Raw genomic sequence first — 26,655 nt, 5'->3', positions numbered from 1 at the left:
TTCTTTTAGAATTTGTTTAATAACACCACTTTTATGTTTCCCCATGTTCCCACCCCAAGGTAAATCTACGAACATTTTACCGAACAATTATCCACAAGTCGACATTTTATAGTTTCCTAAACAATAACAAAATCCCCTTCTTTAACTTCAAGAGGGGGATCTCATTCTTTTAAGCATCATAAAAATACATATTCTTTTTTCTTTGATTGAACGAGGTAAGCGTGTTCATTTTATGTTCACGAACAACTTGTTCAATCTTATCAAGAGACTCCTTAGTTTCCATTAATTTAATAATGTTATCGTGTTCATTAATAGATTCTTTAACCCTTTTCGGTACCAATAATGAACCAACATGCCGGATAGAATCTAAACGGTGCCATATTTGTCTGATGCTTTCCGCCAAGTAACTATTTGTACAATAATCATAAATAATACTGTGAAATTGACGGTTTAATTTTCCAAAATGGATAAAATCATAATCTTCTTCGAATGTTTCCCGCATAGATTGGTTTAATTTTTTTAGTTCTTTCAGTTTTTCTTCAGGTATTTGCTGAGAACTGTCAGCTGTCGCATATCCTTCTAAAACAGCAAGTACAGATAATGTTTCATGATATTGATTTTCATCAATAGGCGTTACGACTGCACCGCTGTATGGTTTATAATCAATTAAGCCTTCAGCCTCAAGCTGGCGGATCGCCTCCCTGACCGGAATGGCACTGGTAGAAAATTCTTTAGCTAATTGATTGATAACCAGCCGAAACCCTGGTGAATAAGTGCCGTCTAAAATACGGGCACGAATGGTTACATATGCATATTGTTGTTTGTTCAAATCTTTTTCATTCTTCATATCTTAATTATATAGAAAATGATATATAAGTTTCAAGGAACTATTCAAAAAATTAGGATTCCTATACAATTTTGCAATCTTATATCAGATACAAGGGTAAATTTCCTCATTAATCTTATATTAAAACGTATGATATATGTTTTATTCCAAATAAAAAATCCACCTTACTAAACATCATTAGCAGGGTGGATTTCCTTTATCTTCTCTTCATATCAATAACAAATTTATAACGGTCACCCCGATATTTTGACTTTACTAATTCAAATGGCTGTCCGTTATCTAAAAATGTTTGCCTTTGGATGAGAAGAATCGGTACATTTTTTGGAATATCTAATAACTTAGCTTCGTCCTCATGTGAAAGCGAGGATTCTATTTCTTGAGTCGCATAGTCAATTTTTAATTGAAGGTTATCTTCTATATATTCATAAAGGGACGAATTCACAATCTCCTCTGTCAAACCTTTAATGAGATTCGCAGGAAGGTATGACATTTCAAGAGCCATTGGCAGATCATCAGCAAGACGGATTCTTTTTATTTCATAAATAGGATCGTGCTCATTTATATATAATTGCTTTGCAACCTTTAAATCAGCTGGAATAAGTTTAAAATCTAAGATTTTACTGTCGGGTTTCATCCCTCTTTTTTTCATATCTTCAGTAAACCCTGTCAGCCCTTGCAATGTTTGCTCTATTTTTTGCTTGGATACATATGTCCCTTTACCTTTTTGCCTAAAAAGGTAACCTTCATTTACCAAATTAGTAATGGCTTGTCTAACAGTCATCCGGCTGACTTTAAACTGCTCTGTAAATTCTCTTTCAGAGGGAATGGCGTCGCCGGGGTTAAGTGCTTCTGTCTCGATTAATTGCTTAATATATTCTTCTATTTGGTAATAAATTGGAACAGGCGACTCTCGATCGATCATTCTCATGCTCTCCTTTCATAGTTGTAAGCGAGTGAAAGCGCTTCTCTATCTGCTATTATTGTAACATGAGAATGAGCCTGCAGGCTGGATGCCGGGAAATCTTCACTAATATTTTCTTCTTTGATAAGTCTTCTCATTGCTTCGGCCTTGTCTTTACCAGAAGCAATCAAAAGGATTTGTCTGCTTTCCATAATGGCTTTGATACCCATTGTCAGTGCATGGGTTGGGACTTCATCCAAACTGTCAAAATATCTTGCATTCGCACGCCTGGTTGTTCTTGTTAATTCGACGGTATGCGTCCTTTTCTCGAATGACGTTCCCGGTTCATTAAAACCGATATGCCCATTATGCCCGATGCCTAACAATTGGAGATCAACACCGCCTAACGATGAAATGAGCTGATCATATCGTTTACATTCCGCATCAAGGTCTTCTGCCATGCCATTAGGAATATGACACCCGCCTTCAGGAACATCAATATGCTTAAATAAATGATTGTACATGTAAGCATGATAGCTGTTTGGATTTTCTACAGGCAGACCAACATATTCATCTAAATTAACCGTTCTGACATTTTGATAAGACGTTTTATTATGGTTAAAATCCTCTACCATATATTTATATGTTCCCTCTGGTGTTCCGCCTGTAGCAAGACCGAGAACTGCATCAGGTTTACTTTGAACAAATTCTATAATAAATTTAGCTGCTTTTTGACTTAGGTCATTATAATTTTCTGCTGGGATAATATTCATCAGACTCACCTCTAAAAAATTATCGTTGATAAGAAACAACACCGCGGCAAATTGTCATAACAAGGTCGTTATTTTCATCTAATATAATGAGATCAGCGTCTTTATTTGTTTCCACGCTGCCTTTTCTATCAAATACACCGCACTGTTTTGCAGGATTGACAGCCCCCATTTTCATGACATCTGCCAATGTAGCGTCTGTAAAGGACAACATATTTTTTATCGCTTGTTTCATTTCTAATACGCTTCCGGCAAGTGAACCATTAGCCAGAGTAGCTTTTCCATCCTTTACATTAACATCTTGACCGCCAAGATCGTAGATGCCGTTTTTCATGCATTTCGCCCGCATGGCATCAGTAATCAAAACGGTGCGGTCACTGCCCTTTTGACGGTAGGCAAAATCAACCATTTCCGGACAAATATGCAGGCCGTCGACAATCATTTCTGTATACAATTCATGGCGTAATAACGCCGCACCTAAGACACCCGGTTCACGGTGATGAAGACCTTTCATGCCGTTATACAAATGGGTGACATGTGTAGCGCCTGCCTTAATAGCTTCGTCAACATCGTGATACGAACCGTTTGAATGGCCGATGGACGCGGTCACATTATGTTCACTAAGATATTTAGTCAACTCTAATCCATGCTTTCTTTCCGGTGCCAATGTGACGAGCCGAATATTCCCGCCTGATATTTTTTGCCATTTTTCAAAGAGTGGAATATCGCCTTCTACAATATGTTTAAGGGGTTGAGCACCAGCCTTTTCGGGATTAATAAAAGGTCCTTCCAGATGTACGCCAACAACTTCTGCTTGGCCTCCATTTGGTTGGTCAATGATATATTTTCCGGCGTTTTCCAAAGCCCGTTCAATGGCCGAATGTTCTTGAGTAATTGTGGTGGCCAGAAAGCTTGTTGTCCCTTCTTTTGGTAATGTTTGGGCAATGTTCTTAAGTGCATCTGGGGTCGCATCCATTGTGTCTGAGCCGTTCGCTCCATGGATGTGAACATCAATCATTCCCGGTAAACATTTATAGGTTTCCGGAAAATTTATTGTCTCATGGTCTTCAAGTTGACATTGCTCACCGATATCTTTTATTTTTCCATCAGCTATTTTAATATATCCTGCTTCAACCACTTCATCTTCTTTATATATTTTTAACCCTTTGATGAGCATTTTTATTTCCCCCTATTCATTGACCTTAGTAACTTTATCGTAGCACGATCATATCTTGTTGTCTAGACATCTATATTCATGTGTTAATCACTAACAACTGCAAAATAGTTTACTTAAGAGCGTATATTTCTTATAAAACATTAATATATATTATTATTTTTAAAATCCAATGGTATAGACATCTATATTCCATTATGATAATATACGTTTAAGTAAGCGGTGTCAAAGCGCTATGAATATAGTCTTATATTGTCAAATTAAGCGAAAAAAATGTGACTCGCTTAGAAAGGAGGAATGTATGCTTAATAAATATCTTTCCTGTATAGAAGGAATATTGCAGCAAGTAAAAAATGATGAAGCAACCATAAAGCAAGCGGCACAAATCATTGCCAAATCCATACAAAATGACGGTTTGATCCATATTTTCGGCTGTGGACATTCACACCTTATTGGTGAAGAAATCTTTTATCGTGCCGGAGGATTAGTCCCTGTCCATCCGATATTTATTGAAGATTTAATGCTTCATAAAGGTGCCGCGCGGTCTTCTAAACTTGAAAGACAAAATCATTTCATACAGCCTTATCTTGAACGATATGAAATTAAAAAAAATGATGTGTTTATCGTTGTATCAACATCAGGTATTAATGGTGTTCCAATTGATGCAGCACTTTATGCAAAAAGTAAAGGGGCTGAAGTCATCGCTTTAACGTCCCTTAGCTATTCTAAACAATCAGAGTCAAGGCACCATTCCAAAAAAAAATTGTATGAAGTGGCCGATCTTGTCATCGATAATCATTCTGAAGCAGGCGACGCTATCATAAGAGATGAACGGATTGGACAAGCGTTTGGGCCGACATCGACCGTTATTGGAACAGCCATTATCAACTGTATTATTGTAGAAACTATTCAATATCTTGCTGATGAGAATATTGAACCGCCGATTTTTATAAGCGGTAACATCGAGGGCGCTGATGCGCATAATCAACAATTAATTACAAAATATAAAGACAGGATTCCGAACCTGTCATAATTAGGGGGATAAATTCAAATGCTTGGCTTCTTACAAAGAATTGGTAAATCGTTGATGCTGCCAATCGCTGTATTACCAGCAGCCGCTATACTTCTGCGGCTTGGGCAGCCGGATTTACTCAATATAAAATTTATTATGGATGCCGGCAATGCCGTTTTCAGTAATCTTGCACTCATTTTTGCAATAGGTATTGCGATTGGCTTTGCCAAGGATAATAACGGCGCAGCTGCATTAGCCGGCGTTGTTGGTTATCTAGTGTTAACAGCCGGTGTTCATGCCATTAACAAAGACATTAACATGGACGTTTTAGGCGGTATTATTACCGGTATTGTTGCCGGCCTATTATATAATCGATTTCATGATATTAAACTGCCGGACTGGCTGTCATTCTTCGGAGGAAGACGGTTTGTCCCTATCATAACTGCAGTTACAATGCTGATATTATCCTTTATCTTTGGCTATGTTTGGATATATGTTCAAAATGCGATTAATGCTGTCGGTAATTGGATTATTGATGCCGGTGCATTAGGGGCAGCGATCTATGGTTTCTTAAACAGACTATTAATCCCAGTAGGTTTGCACCATGTATTAAACAGCTTTATCTGGTTTGTATTCGGTGATTATCACGGCTATCATGGTGAAATAACAAGATTTCTTCACCACGACCCGCATGCCGGCTTATTATTATCCGGATTCTTCCCAATCATGATGTTTGGTTTACCTGCAGCATGTTTGGCTATGATCGCTGCCGCCAAACCGGAGCGAAGAAAAGAAGTAACCGGATTTTTTATCGGTATTGCTTTAACTGCATTTGTTACAGGCGTTACCGAACCAATTGAATTTACATTTATGTTTATTGCACCAGTTCTTTATGTTGTTCATGCATTATTAACAGCAAGTTCAATGGCTGTCACTTACCTTTTAGGTATTCATGACGGATTTGGGTTCTCCGCCGGAGCAATCGACTATGTCCTTAACTTCGGGATTGCACAAAAGCCGTTACTTTTACTAGTAGTAGGTATTATTTATGCTGTTATTTATTTTGTAGTCTTCTACTTCTTAATCAAGATCATGGACATTAAAACACCTGGACGGGAAGATAAAGAAGATACAGATGAAAGTGACAATGCAATTGCCGGAATCAATATGGATGATAAATACGAAGTGATGGCTGCCCGCTTCTTGGGAGATATCGGCGGCAGCGACAACGTTACAAATATCGATAATTGTACAACCCGTCTTCGTTTAAATGTAAAAGATTCAGGCATCGCCGATGAAGCGGCTATTAAACGCCATGGCGGACGCGGCGTTGTTAAATTAAATAAAACGAATTTACAAATCATCGTCGGTACAAGTGTTGAATTTGTTGCTGATGCAATGAAACGTCTCGTTCAATCCGGCTTTGATCCATCACAGCTTGAAACAAATGAAGATTCAAATGAAAATATTGAAGACACTGCAAATGAGAATGAATCGTGTTTTAATATGAACCTGATCGCTTCACCATTAAATGGGAAAATAATGCCAATCAGTGAAGTTCCCGACCAAGTATTTTCACAAAAAATGATGGGCGATGGGTTTGCTGTAAACCCTGAAGATGGTGAATTAGTTTCACCTGTTAACGGTACAATCAGAACGCTCTTCCCTACCAAGCATGCAATCGGCATTGAATCGGATGATGGTTTAGAAATATTGATTCATGTCGGATTAGATACAGTTAATTTAAAAGGTGAAGGATTTGACCTATTGGTAACTGAAGGTGAAGAGGTAACACGAGGACAAAAACTTATGAAATTTGATTTATCCGGTATTAAAGAGAAAGTCCCTTCAGTCGTTACACCTGTGATTTTCACAAACCTTCCTGAAGGTACAGAAATTACATTAAATAAAACAGGCAACGTTAAACAGGGCGAACAGGATATTATCGACGTTAAATAAAATCAAACTTATCGATTATGATGTATCAAAAAGGGAGATCCAATTAAGGGTCTCCTTTTTTGACGGTTGGAAAAGCACCTTTCGCTTGCCAGTTTCTAAGTGTTCTTTAGTATAAACACTTAATAAAAGTGAAAAACTATTGTAATACAATAGTAAGATTAAACATTAAGAAAACGGGGAATGAATCTATAATGAGTTATATAGAGATTATAAGCCGTACAGTCATTATTTTCATCATCCTCTTTATCTGGACCAGAATCCTCGGTAAAAAACTTATTTCACAAATGACTGTTTTTGACTATGTCGCAGGTATTTCTTTAGGAGCGCTTGTGGGCAGCAGCATTATGACACCAGATTTAGGCGTTTTAAAAACGATGTTGTCCATTTCGTTATTCGCCTTTTTAGCCTTCATTTTAGGGCATGCAGTTATGAAGCATTTAATAATCAGGAAAGTGGTTAACGGTGAACCTACTATAGTGATAAGAAAAGGAAAAATTTTAGAAGATCAATTAAGAAAAATTCAGCTTAATGTTAATGATTTGCTTATGCTCCTTAGGAAAAAAGACACTTTTTACATTGATGAAGTAGATGCAGCAATTGTAGAAACAGATGGTACGTTATCTGTCCTTAAATATCCTTCAGCAATGAATGTCACTAAAAAGGATTTAAATGTTAATTTTGAAAAAAGAGGGCTTGCTTATAATCTAGTTATCGATGGTAAGATTATTAAAGAATCGCTTAATATTCTTCATAAAAACGAAAATTGGCTGCAAACTCTTCTTGAAGCCAATGGTTATACGAATATTAAAAACATCATTCTGTGCCAAATCGACGATCAGAATCGTCTGTATGTTGATCAAAAAAGCGGTCAAAACAGCCGATAAGTTCGATTGAGACCGTCAATATACTAAAAATTTTACGAAAGAATTGATTGTCATGAAAAAATCTTTACAACCGGAAAGGGGGATATTAATGGGCAAACGAGATTTCTATTTTGATAATGCAAAATTTATTTTAATTTTATTTGTTGTCTTTGGCCATATTATTAGTCCATTAAAAGAAGATCATCACCTGCTTTTTGCTTTGTATAAATTTATATTTTTATTCCACATGCCGGCATTCATCCTCATCTCCGGATATTTTTGCAAAGGCTTCAATAAACCGGGGTATATTATGAAAACAATCAAGCGCACTTTAGTACCCTATTTCATTTTTCAAGTCATTTACTCATTTTACTATTACTTTACTGGCTATGATGATCATTTTAAATTAACGTTACTGGATCCTCATTGGTCACTTTGGTTCTTAATCAGTATTTTCTTTTGGCATTTGGCGATTATACCATTTTCAAAGTTAGGAAAATACGGTTTCCCGTTAGCCATTATCCTTGGTGTCGGTATCGGCTATTTTGATGTATTTGGCTCCTATTTAAGCATTGAAAGAACATTTGTCTTCTTTCCATTTTTCTATCTTGGTTATTTACTCAAAAGAGAGCACTTTGTTAAACTTCAGCAATCTGTTAATAAATTTGCGGCTGTCCCAATCCTTATCGGCATCTTTGTGATTTGTTTCTTTGTTTTTCCTGATGCTTGGAAAGAATGGCTTCTTGGAGACAGTTCTTATGCGGCAATGGGAAATAAAACATGGTTTGACGGGCTGCTGCGTTTAGTTTTCTATGCCGGATCATTCATAACAACTTTCAGTGTCATGGCCTTAATGCCAAAATCAAAGACAACATTTACAAAACTCGGACAATGTACACTTTATATTTACTTGCTGCACGGTTTCTTTATAAAAACGATCAATTTAAGTCCATATTACAACAGTATTGGTCATTATTCACAATACATCGCACTGTTTATCCTTTCAATTGTGATTTGTTTACTCCTGGCCAGCAAGCCTGTTCGTACTTTTGCAAAACCGTTTATAGAACTAAAACTGCCAAAACTTAAGCATGATGATTCAGTTACAAGGTCACAATAAAAAGCTCGCAAATGGCGAGCTTTTTCACTTTATATTTTAAAAGAGGTTTAATTGTTTTGGAGCTAATCCCCTATAATTAATATTCAGCATTTCCATTAACATTTTGGCATTATCAGCGGCATCACCGCCGGAATTGTTATTAAAAATAACATAAATGTCTTTCGTTCTTTTTTGAAGAGTTTGCAGTCTTTCCTTCCATTCATTTAATTCCTTAGAATTATAACGGTATAGATAACGAACTTCCCGCCAATTAGGCTGGCCTTTATTTTCCCAGCCATTCGTATTTCTTCCGTGCATTCTAATGACAGTCAAGTCTTGGTTCGTTGGCTCTAAAACCAAAGGCACAGAGCCGATGCCTGCTTGCGGTTCATCACAAATACTATGTATCCATCCTTCATCTTTCATAAATGCTAAAGTCTTTTCTTTCATTGAACCACTGAACCATGATTGGTTGCGAAACTCTAAAACAACCGGTATATCGCCCATTTTATTTTTTGTATATCTTAACAATGAAATATGGTCTTTCGTACAATCGAACCACGGCGGATACTGGAATAATACAGCAGTTAATTTACCAGCTTCAATCATAGGCTGTATAGATGTAATATAAGCATCAAACATATCTCCAATTGTTTTGTACGGTATTTCATGACGTGTATGCCCTGTCATTCCTTGATAGGCTTTAACGATAAAAGAAAAGGTTTCCGGCGTTTCATCAATCCACTTTACATAATTATTTTCTGGTAAAATGGCATAAAAAGAACTGTCACACTCGACAATTGGGAATGACTGCTGTACATTTCAAGCTTAGTTGCTTTTGTTTGCGGTTCACCGTATAAACTATAATGATCGCCCCAGCCTGTTAACCCTATATAGATCACCATTCCCAACCTCTCTTTCAATATCATTTTACCAATCTTGCAGTTAATCTGTCATATACAAAAATAATTAAAGTTGATTCTGCTATAAATCATTCGTTATAATAGTTTTACAGTCAAGTTATGGGGCTGGTCGCGTAGCTGGTGCTTGCCTGAGTCTTCAAAACTTTTTGAGAGGCGCGTGACGTCTCTGGTGGGTTCGATTCCCACACAGTCCCGCCACTTTACTTCCCTTCAAGCCAAATTCAACTATCCATCGAAATGTTTTTCTTTCCTTTGTTACTTCTTTTTGCCTTTCTTCGCTCTCTTTCTTTATTATAAAGATAACTTACAATATAATACGAAATACAACCAAGAATCAGGCCAAAAACAGTCATGCCGATTAGTATATGCATACCGCCGTGGAGGAGATCTTTAATAACAGAAAAATCACCTTCTAAAATGTCCAACAACGAGTGCTTTTGAACATTATCATTCCCATTGTTAATCGGATAAACAAATGCTCCCAGTTTTTTTGCAAATGGGATAAGCAGGACAGGAAGAAATGATAATTTGCCAATGACATTGCCGATGATTGCGGCCGGAAGTGAGGCGCGAGCCAATCTGACCAGCGGATACAAAAGAATGTATATTAAACAAGCTGTCGAAATAACTAACATTTCTAATCCAAATCCAATAGCAAATCCTAAGGCAACCTTTCTGGCCCCGCCAGGTGATCGAAAAAGTTTGATGAAATTCAATTTAAAACTTCTATAGAATCTTTGATATATATTATATTTTTTACCCCTCTTTTTCACAAAACCACTCCCCCGCAACAAACCTCATCTAATTATAACCTACAATGTCAAAAAGGATTTTACTACAAAAATTTACTTATAACAGTAAGTCAATCATATAGTCTTATTTTAATGTATAAAAAACATCCCTACATATCAATATATATATTGTTAGATATCATTTTAGGGAGGGAATTTAAATGCCTCAACAACAAAATCAGCAAGTGACACAAATTTTGAATGCAATTCAGCAAGCTCAGCAACAATTACAACAAGCGCAATCAACCGCTAATTTGCCGCAAATTCAACAAGCTGAGCAGCAATTGCAGCAGGCACAGCAGCAATTGCAAACGATGCAATCCCAGCAAGGTCAAGCACAACAATCACAGCAACAGCAACAACAGTACCAGCAAGCTCTGCAAGAATTGCAACAAGCTCAGCAGATGGTCCAACAAGCTCAGCAAGCAAGTCAACAAAATAATCAAACGCAGTAAAGGGTAGTGTCAAACTATCCTTTATTTATACTTATTTGAAAATTGTCGCTTGTACCGTAACCCAGACATGATATAATTATTTTGAAAGTTCTTAAATGGGGTGCGATTCATGTCAGGTTGGTTCATGGGATTTATCGTTCTATGGTCTATTTTCCTTTTAGGCATCATAGCTGTCGGCGGCTTTTTCATGTTCAGGAAATTTTTAAAGAGCCTGCCTAAAGAAGACGGTAAGTCAATATTAGACTGGCAAACAGATTATATCAGACGAACTAAGCATTTATGGACAGAAGATCAGCTCGCATTTTTAGATGAACTTGTTGCGCCTGTTCCTTCTTTATTCAGGGATGTCGCAAAAGAAAAAATAGCAGGTAAAATCGGCCAGCTGGCACTAAAACGTCGTGCGAAAAAAATAACCGATGCTCTTATTATTGAAGGTTATATTAAAGCAACACCCAAACGTGATCATAAATATTTAAGAAAAACACTGATTAAACATCAAATTAATGTAGAACCTTACGAACGTTTTTTTTAAAGCTGAAAAAATAAACTCCCCGTCCGGGGAGTTTATTTTTATGTTGGCGTGGCTATTTCATCATTAGGAATCTGTTTCAGCAAACGTTTGTACATCACAAACATTGCAATACGCCATGGGAGAATCATACCGTAAGCTAAGATAAAGAAGAGACCGCCTGTTTGGCCGACATCAATACTCTTCTCCAAAAATATTTTCATGACTGTTCTAATGACTAATAGTCCAAGCAATATGAAAATAAAAGCTTTCGACCGTTTCAGATAAACTTGGTTGTCATGCAGTTCGAATTTTGATGTTTTGATAAGAAAAATAGAGAAAAACGCTCCGACTAAAAAGGCTTCCAGCGCTTCAACGTACGTGACTCGGAACATTGGAAAGATAAACATCAGTGCACCAGTTGACATAAAAAGCGGCGGCAAGAGTATCTTCTTAGTGTTTGTTGGTTTTTTCGATGCTTTTAATCTTACTGCTATTATTGATAATGCAAAAACAACACCAATTAAAAGGCTTAAAATTTGTAACAGCATAAGATCAACCTTCTTTTTTAAACTGTTGGTCTATTTTTATACGTAAGGAAAGTATAAATTGGCAACAATGCAGACATGCGACGCAGGCGCCAATTTTAAGACCCTAGTATAAGGGCAACTAGGCAGTTGCCTGCGCCTTTTAAGGCTTGGCATCAGCCAAGTTTTCTTTATTGTTATATTATAACATGTTTTTATTGGATAAAAAATGAGGATCCCTTGAAACTTTTTATTTTTGATTTTTTGCAAGATATTGTTCTAAAGTAATGTGATGTCCCATAATATATTCGGCAGCTTTTTTGCCTACGTAACGGATATGCCATGGTTCATATTCGTAACCTGTGATCTTCTCTTTATCTTTTCCTTTTGGATAGCGAATTATGAATCCATAATCAGCGCAATGTTGTGCCACCCATTTTCCTTCTTTTGTATCACCGAAATCTTGATCCAGTCTAAACTCTGCATCTTGACTTGAAATATCCATAGCCAACCCTGTTTGATGCTCGCTGGTCCCAGGCTCTGCACTGACAATGCTTGCCTGCTTTTTGCCTTGCTGCTGGACATTGGTGGCAAAGATCGCCTTCTGACGGTCATATGAGCGGTATCCGGATTGCGCATAAAGAGTAATCCCCTGCTTCTCAGCACCTTTAAACATTTTTTCTAAGGCAACGGCAGCCGGTTTACGAAGATGCATTTTCTCGTACGTGCCGTCATAAGGAAATTTAACATGCGGAATGGTTAAGTCAGGCGGCGTGTAACCATCAGGAAGTTTATGAGTTTTGTTTACAAGAACAAGGATACTTTTTGGATTTGAAACAACAGTTACTTTATTGCCGTTGGCTGAAGTTGGTATGTTATTTTCTTTGTTTTTATCATTACTTTGACTTGATTGATCTTGTTTTTTATCTTTATTGGATGTATCGGTCTTATGTGTTGATTGATAAGCCTTTTCTTCATGATGGCTGTCATTATTTGAACTTGAATTTTTTTGAGTGGAAGCTGTACTGTCTGTACCGCAGCCGCTTAACGTTAAAGCTGCCAGACCAGCCCCAATGATACCGTTTCGTATACTGTTCTTTACCATAATATGTAGTCCTTTCGACATTCTAATATCAATGTTGTTACCATGATTAATTTCTTTTGAAAATAATAAAGTAAAACTTCCATCAAGGGGGTTTGTTTAACCCTCTGATGGTTAGGTTGAACTTATCGGGGTGTTTACTGTCCGTTACCTTACTCTTAATCGTCAGTGATTCTCTAACATTTTGGGGCAGAGTCTTACGGATTGTTGCACCGGGAAAAAATTACAGACACACGGAATAAATATTCGTGTGTCTATTTTCGTTTATGACTTATTATTGAGCGATAATTTCTGCTTTCATATCACCATGTCCATTTCCGCAAGGCACTGTACAGTGGACATGATAGGTTCCAGGTTTTAATTTCACAACTGTGCTTCCCTTGCCTTCAATATCAACCTTTGTGCCATCTATTCCGAGCCCGTGAGTTCCTTGCTTACTCTGAAAATTAATTTTAATATTTTTATTAGCAGGTACTTTATAAGTTTGCTTGTTAAATTTAAAATCTGTTGCGGTAATATTCAGCGTTTTAGCTACTTTTTGATCTTTGCTTTGGGCATTAGAACTGTTATTAGCGCTGCCGCATGCTGAAAGGGCAAAGATCATAACCATAACAATCGATACACATAATACTAATGACTTTTTCATATTATAAGCTGCCTCCTTAAAAATAACTATTATCATTTTAAACCAATTTTAAGAGCAGCTGTTATACAAAAATTGAACTTTCGCTAACAATTTAGACACCTTTTTTTATTTCCCTTTTATAATTGTTAAGCATTTGTTCTATTTTTTCTACACCTTCATTAACACTTGAAATAACTAAAGGTATAGCTTCTGTTTTATACTTTTTGAACTTATGGCTATATTTAGGATCGTAATAATGTTCAAGAAATAGAGAAATAACCCGAAAATAATCTTTCTCATTATAGGCTTGTTCAATTTCTTCAGCAAAAGCCGGCTGTAAATATTTTTTGAGATAAGTAAAAGCTTCATAAACGGCCTCTTCATGCTGTTCAGGATTATAAGCGTCATAAATAGCAGCAACACGTTTTTGGAAAGGGTAATTAATGTGAAACCGCTGCCCTTCTTCCTTTCCCTCTACAATAAATTGCGGCAGTACAATCCGGCCAATTCTTTTACTTTCAGCTTCAATAATATAATACGGCGCATCTTTTAATTGTATAAGGCGCTGCCACAGCAAACACTCAAATTCCTTTTGACTATGGGGCTCGAGTCCAACCGATCCAAAAATAGACCCGCGGTGCCCCGCCATGCCTTCTAAGTCTAATACCGGGTATCCTTTCTCTTGCAAAGCCGATAAAATATCAGTTTTTCTTGTCCCGGTCAATCCTTCAAGCACAACAAAAGGCTTCTTTACTTCTGATAAATGTTCAAGCTCTTCCACAATACGTTTCCGGAAAGATCTAATGCCGCCTTCAAGCTGAAATGAATACACACCCATAAGACACATGACTGAAGCAATGCTCCGGCTGCGCATGCCGCCTCGCCAGCAGTAAATCACAGTATGTTCTTTTTCATCTGCCTGCGATTTAATTTTTTCGTACATTTTCGGCAGTTTAGGCGATACAATTTCAAGACCTTTTGCTTTGGCGATATGCGGTCCTTTTTGTTTATACAGCGTACCAATCATTGCCCGTTCATCATTTGAAAATAACGGCACATTAACAGCGCCCGGAATATGAAACTCTTTAAATTCCCCCGGCGACCTAACATCAATAAGTGCTGTCTGTTCCTTTTTCTCTAACAATTCCGAGATAGAGATTTTTTTTACACTGTCCATACTTTTTAACCTTCTTTACGAACTTTACATACTTAATATATGATAACACTTTTTTTACAAAATAAAAAAGGATCCATTCTAAAATGTGATCCTTTTTGTCAATTATTTATTAGACTGATTATTAATAGCCTTCATCATTTGATTAATTTTCTTCTGTGACGGGTTTTGTCCCATTTGCATCATCATCACACGAAGCATTTTTTCATTAATAGGCGGGTTTTTCTTCATATAATCCATCATATATTTGCGGGCAAGGAAAAAACCGAGTAAAACACCTACAATAATACCGATCACGCCCACAAGAATATAGAGCCACATTCGATTGTCGTCCTCCTTTTGCTTTTCTGTCCACTCCTTAGTTTACTATAAAGAGCGAGCATTGCACAACCCTATTATGCTAGATAAGATGCGCATTTTTAATGGGTTTTAACCATCCAAAACGATGATGTTTAAAATCAATGGCTAAAAAGCTGTCATCAATTTGCCGGAGAACTTCGAAGAAGGAGGTTTCGGCACTATAATCACCTGTGGCTTTTAACGATAACCGTCCAGTACCTAATTCGAGTTGAGCTTGGCTTGTCTTTTTAGGATGCTCGATCATATGAATTTGATTGCAGCATTTATATTCAGATAAGTGGCTCAATAGCAATTCCAATCTTCGACCTATTTTAAAAACAGGTATCCGCTTTGTAATATATTCGACTTGCTTATTTATTTGTTGTTTCATATTATAATCACCGATATTATCCGCTTCTAAAAAAAGCTGATAAAGTTTACTCTCTCTTCCAAAATAGGACCGGGCAATCTCGTCTTGTATTAAAAAAATAAAGTAGTGCCTCATTATATATTCCTCCCATCATCCGAGATTATTCCAATTATAATACGGATGATATAAGAGGATTGTCTAAATGACGTGAAATGAGACACTACTTTTGTCGAACTGAAATTTATTACAAATTATTTGTTAAGAAGTTGTTTCATTTTGGCTACAACGTTTTCGACGCTAAATCCATATTCTTCTAGGACCTTGTCTCCATTTGCCGAAGCGCCGAAGCGGTCAATTGTAATGAGATCCCCTTCTTGTCCTACATATTTATGCCATCCTAATGATGCACCCATTTCAACGCCTAAGCGTTTAGTAAGGTTTGAAGGTAAGATTTGTTCTTTATATTCTTGTGATTGTTTTTCAAAACGATCCCAAGAAGGCATGCTGACAACACGAACATGAATATTTTCAGAAGCCAGTTGTTCTTGCGCCTTAACAGCAAGGCTGACTTCGGAACCTGTAGCTAAGATGATGCCTTCTGCATTATCTTTCGCTTCAGAAACGATATAAGCACCTTTCTTCACACCGTCTTTTGCGCCATTAATTGAACCTTCTAATGTCGGCAATCCTTGACGAGTCAGAACAAGCGCTGTTGGCTGGTCAGTACTTTCAATTGCAAGCTTCCACGCCTCTCTCGTTTCATTGCCGTCTGCCGGACGAATCACTGATAAGTTCGGCATGGCACGAAGCGATGCCAATTGTTCAATTGGTTCGTGAGTTGGTCCGTCTTCACCAACAGCAATGCTGTCATGAGTAAAGACATAAGTCACAGGCAAGTTCATTAAAGCTGATAGACGAACAGCTGGTCTTAAGTAATCAGAGAAAACAAAGAACGTTGAACCATAAGGCTTAACACCGCCATGTAATCCCATGCCGTTAACAGCTGCAGCCATACCAAATTCACGGACGCCGAACCAAATGTTTCGTCCTTGATAGCTTCCAGGCTGGAAGTCTTCGCTATCTTTCATTAATGTCTTTGTTGAAGCGGCAAGGTCCGCTGCTCCGCCAAAGAGTTGCGGTACTGATGAGGCCAAACCATTAATGATTTCATTAGAGATAGCCCGAGTCGCTTTATTATCGCCAATTTGATATTGAGGCAAGTTGGCATCATAGTTTTCAGGAAGCTTGCCATCAATCGCGTCTTTCAGCTCTTTAGCTAGTTCAGGGTATGCTTCACTGTATGCATCAAATTGCTTGTTCCATTGATCTTCAGAAGCTTGTCCTTCTTCAGTAAAAGTCTTGAAGTGTTCTCTAACTTCTTCTGGAACTGTAAATGGTTCACTATAATTCCATTCATAAGTTTTCTTAGCAAGTTCAGTTTCATCAGCACCAAGAGGACTGCCGTGAACAGCGCTTGTGCCTTGTTTATTAGGCGCACCGTAACCGATTGTTGTTTTTACTTCGATAAGCGTTGGTTTTTCAGTTTCTTGTTGAGCCGTTTGTAAGGCATTAGCAACTTCATCAATATTATTGCCGTCTTCTACGTAAAGGACTTGCCAGCCGTAGGCGTCAAAACGTTTTTTAACATCTTCTGTTTGAGCTTTACTTAAATCGCCGTCAAGGGAGATATCATTTGAATCAAATAATACAATTAAACGTCCTAATTTCAAATGCCCGGCTAATGATGCAGCTTCAGCTGATACACCTTCCATTAAATCTCCATCGCCGCAAATGGCGTAAGTATGATGATTAATGATCTCATAATTATCTTTATTATATTTTGCTGCAAGGTGTCTTTCAGCCATTGCCATACCAACTGCCATGCCGATACCTTGTCCTAATGGGCCGGTAGTAGCATCAACGCCTGCTGTATGACCGTATTCAGGATGTCCAGGTGTTTTACTTCCCCATTGTCTAAATGATTTCAGATCTTCTATAGAAACATCATAATTAAAAAGATGTAAAAGGCTGTATAGAAGCATTGAACCGTGTCCGGCTGAAAGAACGAAACGGTCACGATTAAACCAATGAGGGTTTTTAGGATTATGTTTCATAAATTTGGACCAAAGCGTATAAGCCATTGGAGCTGCTCCCATTGGCAATCCTGGGTGTCCGGAATTTGCTTTTTCAATCGCATCAATGGATAGTGTGCGAATGGTGTTAATAGATAGTTGTTCAATCGATTGTGTCAAGACTTATCTTCCTTTCTCCTATGATAAGAACATTTACAGTTTAACACAAAGTTCAGTTCTTCATCACATTAAATGCACCATGTATTATTGGTATAATGCCCTATTTTAAAAGGGAAAATCCAACAATTCGCACCGCTAAGGGATTGGTTGCGCTTACACATTTATCCTGCGTTTACAAAAAAACCTGAAGACTTTAAAGTGTCTTCAGGTTTTTATAAAAATATATTTTTATTAAGAAGCTATAAATGATAGCTTTAATTCAGATAGTTGTTCGTCACAGTCTAATTCGAGTTGGTCTAAAAACCACAAATCATCCGGACGGGCAAAAAATGTGATACCTTCTATTGTTTGCTTAATATCAAGGTCTCTTGGAAATGATTTTTCAACACCCAGTGCATAGCCGCCTATGCCTATACCGCCATGCCGAACAAATAATTGCAACGCATCACCGTCTTCTAAAGCCATTTCGTTCTTATAAAATCGAGCAACCTTTTCAGATACTTGCAACAACATCATCACATCCTTTTTTATTATTGTTATATAACAGTATACCAGAATTTCCGTCTGATGCAATACAAAAATAAGCCCAATTTTAAAAAAATTGAACTTACTTAAAAAACTCGCCAAAAAGGCGAGTTTGAGTTAATTATGCATTTGACGACGCTTGTCCTTACTGTTTTTTAATTTTTCAGGAGTGACATCGTCACCATTTGGATCGACCACTTTAATGGTGTGCAAATGTTCTTTAAAACCCTTTCGGAAAGCATTTAAGTATTCTTCCCTCAGCTTGTTTTGTTCTTTTTTTTCTTCCGAAGTTAATTCTGCCTGTTTTGATTTATTGGCTAATTCTGAGATCCGACTCAGCTTCTCTTTAGAAAGCATCAAAAAACTCCTTTTTGTATCAGCTTTATTTGATAGCTTATCTCATGTCCGGAAATTATTCAAGAGTTAGAGTCAGCTATTTCTTTACAGGTATAACAAGTTTCTGGCCGGGTTCAATATGATTCCGTTCAATTTGGTTAACACGTTCTACCCAGCCGGCAAATCCATCGTAATCCATTGAAGTATCTTTTTTATACAAATTGGCAATTGACCAGATTGTATCCCCTTCTTTAACAGTGACCATTTTATATTGGTGTTTATTAACCGGCTTAAGATCAGAGGCTACTGCAACTGACGCGCACATTAACAAGAAAATAAAAATGATAACAAAAGAAAAACCTATTCTCGACTTAGACCTGTAACTCGTTCCAGTCATATCAATCACCTCTTAAAGAATGTATGTTCGCTTATTATTCTAAATAGAACATTTGTTTGTGTCAAGATATTTCGAACGAATGTTTGCGTTTGCTATATGATGGTGTTATAATACAGTCAAGAATAATCTTGCGTAAGAGAGGTGTAAAGACATTGAAACTATCAAAGCGCCAACAAGATATTATAGATTTTATTAAGAACGAAGTTAATACAAAAGGTTACCCGCCTTCCGTAAGAGAAATCGGTGATGCTGTTGGCTTGGCATCAAGTTCCACTGTTCATGGACACTTAGAACGGCTTGAAAGAAAAGGATATATTCGCAGAGATCCAACAAAACCAAGAGCTATCGAAGTCCTCCAAATCGATGAACCCTCCGTACCAAGACAGGATATTGTTCAAGTTCCGGTTATCGGGAAAGTTACGGCAGGACTGCCGATCACAGCTGTTGAAAATATAGAAGAATATTTTCCGGTGCCTGCTTCAATGGCAGCTAATGATGAGGTTTTCATTTTAAATGTTGTCGGGGAAAGTATGATTGATGCCGGTATATTGGACGGCGATAAAGTTATTGTCAGGCAGCAAAGAACTGCAGATAACGGCGATATTATAGTGGCAATGACAGAAGATGACGAAGCAACCGTTAAACGTTTCTTTAAGGAAAATAATTATATTCGGCTGCAACCCGAGAATCCGAATATGGCTCCAATTATACTTGATAACTGTATTATCTTGGGTAAAGTCATTGGCGTATTTCGGGATATTTGTTAGTACATAAGAGAAATTACGACAGCGGTCAAATGACCGCTGTCTTTTTAACCCCAGCTATCCGGACGATTGTTGCCATTAGTATCATTATTTTTAGCTTGAACAGCATCAAAGTAAAGATCAGATTGCACCTTTATGCCTTGATAAGCATTTCCCGCGTCTTTATCCAGTCCATAGGTAATGTCAATATTATCCGTTTGGCTTGGAGACAACTTTGTCACATGAGTGCTGATTCCGCCGTTAGAATCTAAAAAGCTTTGACCAGCGACCTTAATTTGCAGATGATCACCTGATTCACCATCAGCTTTTATTCTCTTGACATAATTATCATACGCGCTTTGGTTAAAAGTTCCTTTATCATCCGTTAATTGAAAGCTTGTTCCATCTTTTAAAGTGATCTTGAGATTACTCGGCACTATTCTATAGAAGAAATCTAAGCTTCCTGCATTTTGAACTTTAAATGATTGAGTATTTACGTCCCCCGGAGTAATACCAGTTGCATTGATCCCCTGTACTGTAGTATCTTGACCATTAACCTTCAAATCTAACGTTCCCGCCGCAAAACTGTTATTCGGACTTATTACATGATCGCTGAATAAGGCAAAAGTACCGACGATCATTAAAGCTGCCCCTAATCCTAAACTCAGTAAAGCCCCCGAAATTTTTGATCTTATTTTCATATTTTTAATTCCTCCAAAAAATGACTTTTGATAATATTTACAAATTTTAAGATTCAAGAGAATTATTGTTTGATTTTTCAAGTCTTGAAATCGTCCTCCAAATTGCGACAAGTGAACTGACAACCAAAATAAATCCAGGAAGAATCAATAATAAAATACAACCAAGTTTTGATCCTAAAAATTCGACAAAATATCCAATATACGGAATCGTGAACCCTGTATATTGTCCAACGACATTTTGCGATGGTATTTTTTCTAAATCTGTTGTTTGATTATGGTCCCCTTTTGTTTCAAATTGCAGTTGACCGTCATTTTTTGAAACTTTTGTAATTCTATGAGTAATAAGCATGTTTGAATTCCCCGGAGGATGAAAACTAATCACGTCGTTTTTTCTTAATGCAGACGGGTCATCCAGAGACTTAACGGTGATCACTGAACCTGTTTTAAATGTTGGAGTCATCGACCCTGATAAAACCGTTTCTATCTTATATCCAAATAAATTGAATCCGCTGCCAGACAGCTTTGAATAGGAAACTATGAAAATGGTAAGTAAGATAAATAGAATGATTACCCCGGTTAAGGTCATTCGAAATATTTTTATGAGCCGCAATTAGCGCCACTCCTTTAAATTTTTTGTTAAACTTTTAACTCCTTCAACCGATAAATAAATTAGGGTACCTTTTATAATTTTTATAGATATCATAAATTCTTAAATTTACGTGCAATCCTTAATATGAATTTTCTTGCTCCAAATGTTTTTTTCACCAGGATATCCCGGACTTTGTTCAGCCATAAATATGTAAAATCCGGGTTTCTTTGGCTGATATGTTAACACATATGTTTCTCCCGCTTTTAATAGGGGAACTTTCCCTGTTGCAACGACAATGCCGTGTTCCGGGTTACCGTGTTCAATATAATATACTTTATAATCTGTATAGACTTTTTTATTACCTGCTTTCTGTTCATTCATTAACCAAGCTTCAATTTTCGAACAGTTACCGCTTTCATCCTGTTTAACAAAAATTAGCTGACTCTTATCCCAGCCGGCATCACCCCCATTAAATTTGTCGGCGGTTGAAAGGTTCATTGAAACATTAACGCGTTCAGAAAATACTGCATGTGTTGTCAAGGAAACATATTTTGATGCTATGAGAATTAAAGCAAACAGAAAAAACAATTTAACAGCTTGCAGACATATTTTTTTCATATTTATAATATGGCTTCTCATAGCTTTTCTCCTTGATTAAAGGCTTTTTCATTTTCGTTATTAAATTAGGATAAAAGAACTACTTAATCAAAATTATAATCACGCCAATAGTACCACGATTTAACCGCCGATAACAGATCTTCTTAATCTTTGTTTATATATATGTGACCTATGGCTTATTATAAAATACTCAACATGGCGTATTTTGTCAATTTTTAATAGATTTATTCAAATGATTTTCGACAAAAAAAGAGCTGGTTTATCAGCTCTTCATACATCTAATTATTATCCATGATATTTTTGTACTCTTCTTCGGTAAGACCTAGTGCACTGCATATTTCATCATCTGAATACCCGCTTTCCATAAGGCCTTGAACTAACTCTTTTTCATTTGGATCTGTCAAAACAGCATCTCTCCTTATTTATTATTCCTTCTTATTATTTACTATTTCATTTTACGGCAAACAAATTATCAAAAAACAATAACAGACATATCAATCGAATGTTGATGGTTTATTTTTGACCTTTGTTGAAGAACGTTCCTCTATCCAAAATCTTTATAAAAAATTAACAACTACAAAAAGTAAAGGGAGTAATCTTAATTACGCTAGTTTATTTTAAAAAGAAGTTCATCAAAAGATGTTTTAAACATAAATTTTAAAAGGTTATAAATGTTTATGAAAAAATCAGGGATGAAGGTTCTTAATTTTTACCAATTAAAATTTGAAAGGAAAGTAAACATTATGAATAAAAAAGTTGATTACTTTCAGCCATATGATGAAACTATTCCAATTCTTATTATTGGAGGCAGTTTGGTAGGTCTTTCTCTTTCTCTTCTTCTTGCTAAGCAAGGAGTTTCCTCTATGGTTGTAGAGCGTCATCCAGATACCGCCATACATCCACGCGTTGCAGGTTTGACCTCCCGAACCATGGAAATTTTTCGTGTTTTAGGAGTTGAAAAAGATATAAGAAACGTGGAACCGCAATTTTCGAAAGAAAGTAAGGTTTTTCAAGCAGAAAGTCTTGTGGGTCAATTGTTTAATCAAACAATTGAAGAAATGAGTGCTTTCTTTACAGATGAAAGTCCTGTAAAAGGCAGCTGTATTGCGCAAGATATACTTGAACCTATACTGCGAAAACATGCAGAACAAAATGGCGTTGACCTACGATATAATACAGAAATGATTTCTTTTGAACAAGATCAGGATGGCGTTTCGGCTATTATTCGTAATAAATCGGACAGTACTTCACGACAAATTAAGGCTGATTTTATGATAGCTGCTGATGGCAGTAAAAGCGGAGTTAGAAAACAACTTGATATTGAACAGCATGGCGCAGGAACGATTATGCATAATATGAGTATGGTTTTTGAGGCGGACATCGCTGAGTTATTTGCCAAGAGAAATGCTGTTATGGGCTTTGTTCGAAATGAAAAAGTGATGGGCGCTCTCGTATCGTATCCAGGAACTTCTGTCCGTCCAGACCTTTATCGACTAGATATTTGGTATGATCCAAAAAAGGAGTCGGTTGCGGATTATCCAGAATCACGGTGCATTCCATTGATTCGGGCAGCAGTTGGTATATCTGATCTCCAAGTGAATTTGAAGACCGTCCTTTCTTGGGAAATGGCTGCTCGTGTATCTGATTGCTTTCAGCAAGGTCGAATATTCTTAGTTGGTGATTCTGTTCGAGTGCAGCCCCCTTCCGGAGCTCTTGGAGGAAACACTGGAATAGCCGAAGCTCAAAATCTTGCTTGGAAATTGGCAGCTGTTCTTCGAGGGGACACAGGTCTTGATTTGCTCAAAACATATGAAAGTGAACGGCTGCCGATTGCGGATTTAACTGTTGAACAAACAACCCTCTTATCTCAACAGCGTGCAACAGAAGACATTGACCAAATTACAGTTAATACACTTATGATTAACATGGGTTATCGTTACTTAAAGGGTGCATTTGTAACAGAAGACAAGCAAGATACAACTCAAATAAAACTGCCGAATCAGTGGAAAGGGCTCCCCGGAACCCGTGCTCCATATGTTGATTTTGATAAAAATGGGAAGCAAATATCTACCCTCGATTTATTTGGTACTCTTTTTGTATTTCTTGTCAGCCCTAAGGGGATGGAGTGGATTCCTGCAATTAAGGAAGTGGAAAAAAGATTTAATCTTTCGTTACCAATTTATCAAATTGGGTCAGACCTCACTGATATCGATGGACGATTCTGTAATTCTTATGGAGTCGATACAACTGGTGCTGTATTAGTAAGACCTGATGGAATTGTTGCTTGGCGAAGTTCTGGAATGGCAGATGATCCAATGCAAGTTTTAGAAAGAGCTGTTTCATCTATACTTTTAAGGTAAGTTAATGGATTTTTGAGGTACCAGTTCACGAAATACACGCTTCGAAAAATAATAGAGATAAATAGAAATTTCCTAAAGGTAGTAAATTGGCATACAGGGGGCATTAAACAATTGGATTATAATATCTAAAGCTTTATAAAAATTTTCTCGTTCTTTATCATTTGCTTTCATTAAACCATCACCAATAAATTGTAATGATGTGTAAATCTCGCATAAGAACGACAAAAACGATTCTCTTATGTGTATGTGATGGGAATACAGATTCATTTATTAAACATTAGGCAAACGTTACTTAAATAACAAATTAGATAATTATCGCTGTATTTTCCCATCCATATACAAGCTCATTAAGCTTTTTCCCTAGTATATCTATTTCAACAGTGTCAATTTTTTTAGCCCCTAGAGATTCATAAAACAATCGGGAACTATTTTTTTCTAAAACTAGCACCATCATTGCAAATATATTTTGTTGTTTTAAGTCTTCAATAATCGGTTCTAACAACAATTTCCCTAACCCTTTTCTTTGGTATTCCATTAAGATGTAGATTGCATATAGCTCACCCTTATAATTTGGATATTTTCCAGTTCTTTCTTTGCCGCCATTTGAGAAACCAACAACTTCACCTGCATTATTTTCGGCAACATAAACAGTTTCCTTAGAGATAATATCTTTCCATTTTTGTTCTCTGGATTCATATGTCATTTGATTTAAATACTTGTCTGGAACAATATTCTTATATGTCGTCCTCCAACTATCGACCTGAACTTTGGCAACCCCTTTAGCATCAGTTAATGTGGCTTTTCTAATCTTCATATGACACCTCAGATTAAATAAATTTTTAATCTAGTTAACTAAATGAGTTAATTATAAGGACGAAAAGACCTGAATTAAGGGACATAAGCCGCATTCTTCTCTGAAAAATAAGGCTATTTAATATATGACGCTGATTTATTTGTTGTTCTTTTCCGGCAAGTTTATACTGACTCAGTTTTTCTTGTAACAAGTCTTTTACATTTGGCCATTCTCTTTGCAGTATGCTGTAAACAACAGCATCTCTTACATAACCATCAGGTAACTGTCTCTCGCTTCGTAATATACCTTCTTTTGTAGCTCCGATTCGTTCAATTGCTCTCTGTGCCTTTATATTACGGAAATCCGTTTTAAATTGCACTCGAAGCATCTTTAGTTATAGTAATCTATAATGAATATACCTTTAAAGACTGTAAATTTGCCACTTTAATTAGAAAAAGAAGTAATTAACCAGTCTTTTTATGCGATTGCTCTTTTTACATATCAAAGGATGGCCAATTAAGGCCACCCTTTGACATGTATAAATATTTAGATTTAATTAGGCTTTTAAGACTTCGGATGTATTCTCCTGTTCGGACTTTGTATGAATTGTCATTGCAATGATTGCAGAAATGACAAGGGCAATTGCTATAAATATAAATGAAGACCCATAAGATCCACCGCTTGCTTCAATTAAAGCCCCCATCACAATCGGGGAAATAAACCCGGCAATTGAGCCACCAAAATTAACAATTGATGATCCCGTAGCCATAACTTTTGAAGGGAGACTGTCTACAACTAGTCCCCAGAAAGAACCTTGTGCCATGAACATAAAAAATACGGCAATACATTGGTATGTAATGACCATTGTATTTGAGGAGGCCTGAAACATCAAGTATAGAACTCCGGCGCCAATAATCGCATTAGGAATGAAAATCCACTTACGATTTCCCTGAGCACGGTCCGACAAATAGCCGCCCAGAATCATAGTGACCGTGCCAATTAAGAATGGTAATGCACTAAAGAGGCCTGTTGACATTAATGAGAAACCTCGAACATTAATCAAGTAAGAAGGAAGCCATGATGTGAATCCCCAGAAAGTAATGTCAAAAAAGAACCAAATCAACGTAGCTTGCCACAGAATCGGCTTTTTTAGAACTTCCTTAAAGCCAACTTTCGTTTGTACTTCTTCTTTACTAAGATCTTCATCTTCTTCCAGCTCACGAAGGTCTTCTTTTGTCATATTTGGGTGATCTGCTGGATTATCTTTAGTTTTTAACCAGATCAATAGTGCAACTATCAAACCAGGAATCCCAATAGAAATAAATACAGGACGCCAACCGAAAGAAGAAATAATTGCGGCTGCAGCTATTGTAGCAACAGCTGGCCCCAAAGTATTAACTGTCGACTGTATACCTGCAGCGGTACCGCGCTTTTTACTGGGAAAGTATGTCGCGATGCCTTTATATGACGAACCAGGTAAAGGCGCTTCCCCCAAACCAAACAGGAAACGGCTAATTAACATCAGTGGATAAGAGAAAATCACACCCGTTAACATTGTGAAAATCGACCACCATCCAAGCGCTAAACTAATGACTCTTCTAAAACCAAATTTATCTGCTAGCATACCACCTGGGATTTGAAAGATAGCATAACCAGCAAAAAAGATACTAATAATGAGACCTTGGCCTGTGGCGCCAACGTTAAAGTCCTTACCAATAAAAGGTAAAGCTACTGTTATAACCATTCTGTCTAAGAAGGAAAACATCCAACAAAACCATAATAAAAGTAAAACAGTATATCTTACCTTCCACCGCCGCTTGGATTGTTGTCTTTGTCCACGATCATTCATTAAATAGACCTCCTAAAATATTCAATAGTTACCCAACTTTTTGTTATTTAATA

29 protein-coding genes, 1 tRNA gene and 2 pseudogenes are annotated in these 26,655 nt (G+C 36.9%); 9 read left to right on the top strand and 23 right to left on the bottom strand.

Annotation, left to right across the window (positions count from 1 at the left end; translation table 11 throughout):
* Positions 1-169: 169 nt before the first annotated feature.
* The 4 genes from ACFQRG_RS10590 to nagA all read right to left on the bottom strand — a co-directional run bounded on the left by ACFQRG_RS10590 (position 170) and on the right by nagA (position 3,695).
* Positions 170-847: a GntR family transcriptional regulator gene (locus tag ACFQRG_RS10590; RefSeq protein ID WP_380965892.1), complete on the bottom strand. Its 678-nt coding sequence runs from the start codon at positions 845-847 to the stop codon at positions 170-172.
* Positions 848-1,043: 196 nt separating this feature from the next.
* Positions 1,044-1,769: a GntR family transcriptional regulator gene (locus ACFQRG_RS10585; RefSeq protein WP_380965891.1), complete on the bottom strand. Its 726-nt coding sequence runs from the start codon at positions 1,767-1,769 to the stop codon at positions 1,044-1,046.
* Between the two features lie 2 nt (positions 1,770-1,771).
* Positions 1,772-2,521, bottom strand: a complete 750-nt coding sequence (gene nagB, locus ACFQRG_RS10580; RefSeq protein ID WP_380965890.1) for a glucosamine-6-phosphate deaminase — start codon at positions 2,519-2,521, stop codon at positions 1,772-1,774.
* Positions 2,522-2,540: 19 nt separating this feature from the next.
* Positions 2,541-3,695 carry an N-acetylglucosamine-6-phosphate deacetylase gene (gene nagA / locus ACFQRG_RS10575; protein WP_380965889.1) on the bottom strand — a complete coding sequence of 385 codons (1,155 nt, stop codon included), beginning with the start codon at positions 3,693-3,695 and terminating at the stop codon, positions 2,541-2,543.
* 298 nt (positions 3,696-3,993) lie between these two features.
* Between nagA and ACFQRG_RS10570 the strand changes: the two genes are divergently transcribed.
* The 4 genes from ACFQRG_RS10570 to ACFQRG_RS10555 all read left to right on the top strand — a co-directional run bounded on the left by ACFQRG_RS10570 (position 3,994) and on the right by ACFQRG_RS10555 (position 8,646).
* A complete protein-coding gene (locus ACFQRG_RS10570) occupies positions 3,994-4,725 on the top strand; it encodes an SIS domain-containing protein (RefSeq protein ID WP_380965887.1) in 732 nt (243 codons plus the stop codon).
* Positions 4,726-4,743: 18 nt separating this feature from the next.
* Positions 4,744-6,663, top strand: coding sequence for an N-acetylglucosamine-specific PTS transporter subunit IIBC (nagE, locus tag ACFQRG_RS10565; protein WP_380965886.1), 1,920 nt, complete (start codon positions 4,744-4,746; stop codon positions 6,661-6,663).
* Between the two features lie 191 nt (positions 6,664-6,854).
* On the top strand, positions 6,855-7,547 hold the full coding sequence (locus ACFQRG_RS10560) for a DUF421 domain-containing protein (protein ID WP_380965885.1): 693 nt from the start codon (positions 6,855-6,857) through the stop codon (positions 7,545-7,547).
* A gap of 88 nt (positions 7,548-7,635) precedes the next feature.
* Positions 7,636-8,646: an acyltransferase family protein gene (locus ACFQRG_RS10555; protein WP_380965883.1), complete on the top strand. Its 1,011-nt coding sequence runs from the start codon at positions 7,636-7,638 to the stop codon at positions 8,644-8,646.
* A gap of 36 nt (positions 8,647-8,682) precedes the next feature.
* Here the strand turns inward: ACFQRG_RS10555 and ACFQRG_RS10550 are convergent.
* Positions 8,683-9,527, bottom strand: a pseudogene (locus ACFQRG_RS10550) (DUF72 domain-containing protein).
* A gap of 122 nt (positions 9,528-9,649) precedes the next feature.
* Between ACFQRG_RS10550 and ACFQRG_RS10545 the strand changes: the two are divergent.
* Positions 9,650-9,746 (top strand) — tRNA-Sec (locus ACFQRG_RS10545).
* 23 nt (positions 9,747-9,769) lie between these two features.
* Here ACFQRG_RS10545 and ACFQRG_RS10540 read toward each other — a convergent pair.
* A complete protein-coding gene (locus ACFQRG_RS10540) occupies positions 9,770-10,264 on the bottom strand; it encodes a DUF2062 domain-containing protein (protein WP_380965881.1) in 495 nt (164 codons plus the stop codon).
* A 236-nt stretch (positions 10,265-10,500) separates the two neighbouring features.
* Between ACFQRG_RS10540 and ACFQRG_RS10535 the strand changes: the two genes are divergently transcribed.
* A complete protein-coding gene (locus ACFQRG_RS10535) occupies positions 10,501-10,794 on the top strand; it encodes a hypothetical protein (protein ID WP_380965880.1) in 294 nt (97 codons plus the stop codon).
* A 109-nt stretch (positions 10,795-10,903) separates the two neighbouring features.
* Entirely contained in the window at positions 10,904-11,326 is a 423-nt protein-coding gene (locus ACFQRG_RS10530) for a DUF2621 family protein (protein WP_380965879.1), read from the top strand.
* A 38-nt stretch (positions 11,327-11,364) separates the two neighbouring features.
* On the opposite strand, the gene ACFQRG_RS10525 is transcribed toward ACFQRG_RS10530, so the two are convergent.
* The 10 genes from ACFQRG_RS10525 to yneA all read right to left on the bottom strand — a co-directional run bounded on the left by ACFQRG_RS10525 (position 11,365) and on the right by yneA (position 18,949).
* Positions 11,365-11,853 (bottom strand): CcdC family protein, encoded by a 489-nt coding sequence (locus tag ACFQRG_RS10525; RefSeq protein WP_380965878.1) that lies wholly within the window; start codon positions 11,851-11,853, stop codon positions 11,365-11,367.
* A gap of 226 nt (positions 11,854-12,079) precedes the next feature.
* Positions 12,080-12,934 (bottom strand): M15 family metallopeptidase, encoded by an 855-nt coding sequence (locus ACFQRG_RS10520; RefSeq protein WP_380965877.1) that lies wholly within the window; start codon positions 12,932-12,934, stop codon positions 12,080-12,082.
* Between the two features lie 271 nt (positions 12,935-13,205).
* Positions 13,206-13,577, bottom strand: a complete 372-nt coding sequence (locus tag ACFQRG_RS10515) for a cupredoxin domain-containing protein (RefSeq protein ID WP_380965876.1) — start codon at positions 13,575-13,577, stop codon at positions 13,206-13,208.
* Between the two features lie 91 nt (positions 13,578-13,668).
* A complete protein-coding gene (gene mnmH / locus ACFQRG_RS10510; protein ID WP_380965874.1) occupies positions 13,669-14,733 on the bottom strand; it encodes a tRNA 2-selenouridine(34) synthase MnmH in 1,065 nt (354 codons plus the stop codon).
* Between the two features lie 102 nt (positions 14,734-14,835).
* A complete protein-coding gene (locus ACFQRG_RS10505; protein ID WP_380965873.1) occupies positions 14,836-15,051 on the bottom strand; it encodes a YneF family protein in 216 nt (71 codons plus the stop codon).
* A gap of 79 nt (positions 15,052-15,130) precedes the next feature.
* Positions 15,131-15,574 carry a sporulation inhibitor of replication protein SirA gene (gene sirA / locus ACFQRG_RS10500; protein ID WP_380965872.1) on the bottom strand — a complete coding sequence of 148 codons (444 nt, stop codon included), beginning with the start codon at positions 15,572-15,574 and terminating at the stop codon, positions 15,131-15,133.
* A gap of 116 nt (positions 15,575-15,690) precedes the next feature.
* Complete coding sequence (tkt, locus tag ACFQRG_RS10495; RefSeq protein WP_380965871.1) at positions 15,691-17,691, bottom strand: transketolase; 2,001 nt, start codon at positions 17,689-17,691, stop codon at positions 15,691-15,693.
* A gap of 231 nt (positions 17,692-17,922) precedes the next feature.
* Complete coding sequence (locus ACFQRG_RS10490) at positions 17,923-18,207, bottom strand: HesB/YadR/YfhF family protein (RefSeq protein WP_380965870.1); 285 nt, start codon at positions 18,205-18,207, stop codon at positions 17,923-17,925.
* 126 nt (positions 18,208-18,333) lie between these two features.
* Positions 18,334-18,573: a DUF896 domain-containing protein gene (locus ACFQRG_RS10485; protein WP_380965869.1), complete on the bottom strand. Its 240-nt coding sequence runs from the start codon at positions 18,571-18,573 to the stop codon at positions 18,334-18,336.
* Between the two features lie 76 nt (positions 18,574-18,649).
* Positions 18,650-18,949 carry a cell division suppressor protein YneA gene (gene yneA, locus ACFQRG_RS10480; RefSeq protein ID WP_380965868.1) on the bottom strand — a complete coding sequence of 100 codons (300 nt, stop codon included), beginning with the start codon at positions 18,947-18,949 and terminating at the stop codon, positions 18,650-18,652.
* 152 nt (positions 18,950-19,101) lie between these two features.
* Here yneA and lexA point away from each other — a divergent pair, with 152 nt between their 5' ends.
* Positions 19,102-19,716, top strand: a complete 615-nt coding sequence (lexA, locus tag ACFQRG_RS10475; RefSeq protein ID WP_380965867.1) for a transcriptional repressor LexA — start codon at positions 19,102-19,104, stop codon at positions 19,714-19,716.
* Positions 19,717-19,760: 44 nt separating this feature from the next.
* Here lexA and ACFQRG_RS10470 read toward each other — a convergent pair whose 3' ends face one another.
* From ACFQRG_RS10470 to ACFQRG_RS10455, 4 genes are all read right to left on the bottom strand, one after another.
* Entirely contained in the window at positions 19,761-20,393 is a 633-nt protein-coding gene (locus ACFQRG_RS10470; protein WP_380965865.1) for a TasA family protein, read from the bottom strand.
* A 46-nt stretch (positions 20,394-20,439) separates the two neighbouring features.
* Positions 20,440-21,003, bottom strand: coding sequence for a signal peptidase I SipW (gene sipW, locus ACFQRG_RS10465; RefSeq protein ID WP_380965864.1), 564 nt, complete (start codon positions 21,001-21,003; stop codon positions 20,440-20,442).
* Positions 21,004-21,108: 105 nt separating this feature from the next.
* Complete coding sequence (gene tapA, locus ACFQRG_RS10460; protein WP_380965863.1) at positions 21,109-21,621, bottom strand: amyloid fiber anchoring/assembly protein TapA; 513 nt, start codon at positions 21,619-21,621, stop codon at positions 21,109-21,111.
* A 257-nt stretch (positions 21,622-21,878) separates the two neighbouring features.
* Positions 21,879-22,004, bottom strand: coding sequence for a hypothetical protein (locus tag ACFQRG_RS10455; RefSeq protein ID WP_380965861.1), 126 nt, complete (start codon positions 22,002-22,004; stop codon positions 21,879-21,881).
* Positions 22,005-22,277: 273 nt separating this feature from the next.
* On the opposite strand from ACFQRG_RS10455, the gene ACFQRG_RS10450 reads away from it, so the two are divergent.
* Positions 22,278-23,960, top strand: a complete 1,683-nt coding sequence (locus ACFQRG_RS10450; RefSeq protein ID WP_380965860.1) for an FAD-dependent monooxygenase — start codon at positions 22,278-22,280, stop codon at positions 23,958-23,960.
* Positions 23,961-24,264: 304 nt separating this feature from the next.
* Here ACFQRG_RS10450 and ACFQRG_RS10445 read toward each other — a convergent pair whose 3' ends face one another.
* From ACFQRG_RS10445 to ACFQRG_RS10435, 3 genes and pseudogenes are all read right to left on the bottom strand, one after another.
* Positions 24,265-24,774: a GNAT family N-acetyltransferase gene (locus ACFQRG_RS10445; protein WP_380965859.1), complete on the bottom strand. Its 510-nt coding sequence runs from the start codon at positions 24,772-24,774 to the stop codon at positions 24,265-24,267.
* 160 nt (positions 24,775-24,934) lie between these two features.
* Positions 24,935-25,147: pseudogene (locus ACFQRG_RS10440) on the bottom strand (GNAT family N-acetyltransferase); the annotation flags it as partial.
* A gap of 162 nt (positions 25,148-25,309) precedes the next feature.
* Positions 25,310-26,602: an MFS transporter gene (locus ACFQRG_RS10435; RefSeq protein WP_380965858.1), complete on the bottom strand. Its 1,293-nt coding sequence runs from the start codon at positions 26,600-26,602 to the stop codon at positions 25,310-25,312.
* Positions 26,603-26,655 lie beyond the last annotated feature (53 nt).

The sequence above is a fragment of the Scopulibacillus cellulosilyticus genome (genome assembly GCF_042665295.1).
In the GTDB taxonomy this organism is placed as follows: domain Bacteria; phylum Bacillota; class Bacilli; order Bacillales; family Sporolactobacillaceae; genus Scopulibacillus_A; species Scopulibacillus_A cellulosilyticus.
This window is presented reverse-complemented; position numbering and strand designations above follow the sequence as displayed.

Bases quoted from the DNA above. Each gene is read 5' to 3' on its own strand.
- ACFQRG_RS10590 (WP_380965892.1), bottom strand. From the start codon at position 847: ATGAAGAATGAAAAAGATTTGAACAAACAACAATATGCATATGTAACC.
- ACFQRG_RS10585 (WP_380965891.1), bottom strand. From the start codon at position 1,769: ATGATCGATCGAGAGTCGCCTGTTCCAATTTATTACCAAATAGAAGAA.
- nagB (WP_380965890.1), bottom strand. From the start codon at position 2,521: ATGAATATTATCCCAGCAGAAAATTATAATGACCTAAGTCAAAAAGCA.
- nagA (WP_380965889.1), bottom strand. From the start codon at position 3,695: ATGCTCATCAAAGGGTTAAAAATATATAAAGAAGATGAAGTGGTTGAA.
- ACFQRG_RS10570 (WP_380965887.1), top strand. From the start codon at position 3,994: ATGCTTAATAAATATCTTTCCTGTATAGAAGGAATATTGCAGCAAGTA.
- nagE (WP_380965886.1), top strand. From the start codon at position 4,744: ATGCTTGGCTTCTTACAAAGAATTGGTAAATCGTTGATGCTGCCAATC.
- ACFQRG_RS10560 (WP_380965885.1), top strand. From the start codon at position 6,855: ATGAGTTATATAGAGATTATAAGCCGTACAGTCATTATTTTCATCATC.
- ACFQRG_RS10555 (WP_380965883.1), top strand. From the start codon at position 7,636: ATGGGCAAACGAGATTTCTATTTTGATAATGCAAAATTTATTTTAATT.
- ACFQRG_RS10535 (WP_380965880.1), top strand. From the start codon at position 10,501: ATGCCTCAACAACAAAATCAGCAAGTGACACAAATTTTGAATGCAATT.
- ACFQRG_RS10530 (WP_380965879.1), top strand. From the start codon at position 10,904: ATGTCAGGTTGGTTCATGGGATTTATCGTTCTATGGTCTATTTTCCTT.
- ACFQRG_RS10525 (WP_380965878.1), bottom strand. From the start codon at position 11,853: ATGCTGTTACAAATTTTAAGCCTTTTAATTGGTGTTGTTTTTGCATTA.
- ACFQRG_RS10520 (WP_380965877.1), bottom strand. From the start codon at position 12,934: ATGGTAAAGAACAGTATACGAAACGGTATCATTGGGGCTGGTCTGGCA.
- ACFQRG_RS10515 (WP_380965876.1), bottom strand. From the start codon at position 13,577: ATGAAAAAGTCATTAGTATTATGTGTATCGATTGTTATGGTTATGATC.
- mnmH (WP_380965874.1), bottom strand. From the start codon at position 14,733: ATGGACAGTGTAAAAAAAATCTCTATCTCGGAATTGTTAGAGAAAAAG.
- ACFQRG_RS10505 (WP_380965873.1), bottom strand. From the start codon at position 15,051: ATGTGGCTCTATATTCTTGTGGGCGTGATCGGTATTATTGTAGGTGTT.
- sirA (WP_380965872.1), bottom strand. From the start codon at position 15,574: ATGAGGCACTACTTTATTTTTTTAATACAAGACGAGATTGCCCGGTCC.
- ACFQRG_RS10490 (WP_380965870.1), bottom strand. From the start codon at position 18,207: ATGATGTTGTTGCAAGTATCTGAAAAGGTTGCTCGATTTTATAAGAAC.
- ACFQRG_RS10485 (WP_380965869.1), bottom strand. From the start codon at position 18,573: ATGCTTTCTAAAGAGAAGCTGAGTCGGATCTCAGAATTAGCCAATAAA.
- yneA (WP_380965868.1), bottom strand. From the start codon at position 18,949: ATGACTGGAACGAGTTACAGGTCTAAGTCGAGAATAGGTTTTTCTTTT.
- ACFQRG_RS10470 (WP_380965865.1), bottom strand. From the start codon at position 20,393: ATGAAAATAAGATCAAAAATTTCGGGGGCTTTACTGAGTTTAGGATTA.
- tapA (WP_380965863.1), bottom strand. From the start codon at position 21,621: ATGAGAAGCCATATTATAAATATGAAAAAAATATGTCTGCAAGCTGTT.
- ACFQRG_RS10450 (WP_380965860.1), top strand. From the start codon at position 22,278: ATGAAAAAATCAGGGATGAAGGTTCTTAATTTTTACCAATTAAAATTT.
- ACFQRG_RS10445 (WP_380965859.1), bottom strand. From the start codon at position 24,774: ATGAAGATTAGAAAAGCCACATTAACTGATGCTAAAGGGGTTGCCAAA.
- ACFQRG_RS10435 (WP_380965858.1), bottom strand. From the start codon at position 26,602: ATGAATGATCGTGGACAAAGACAACAATCCAAGCGGCGGTGGAAGGTA.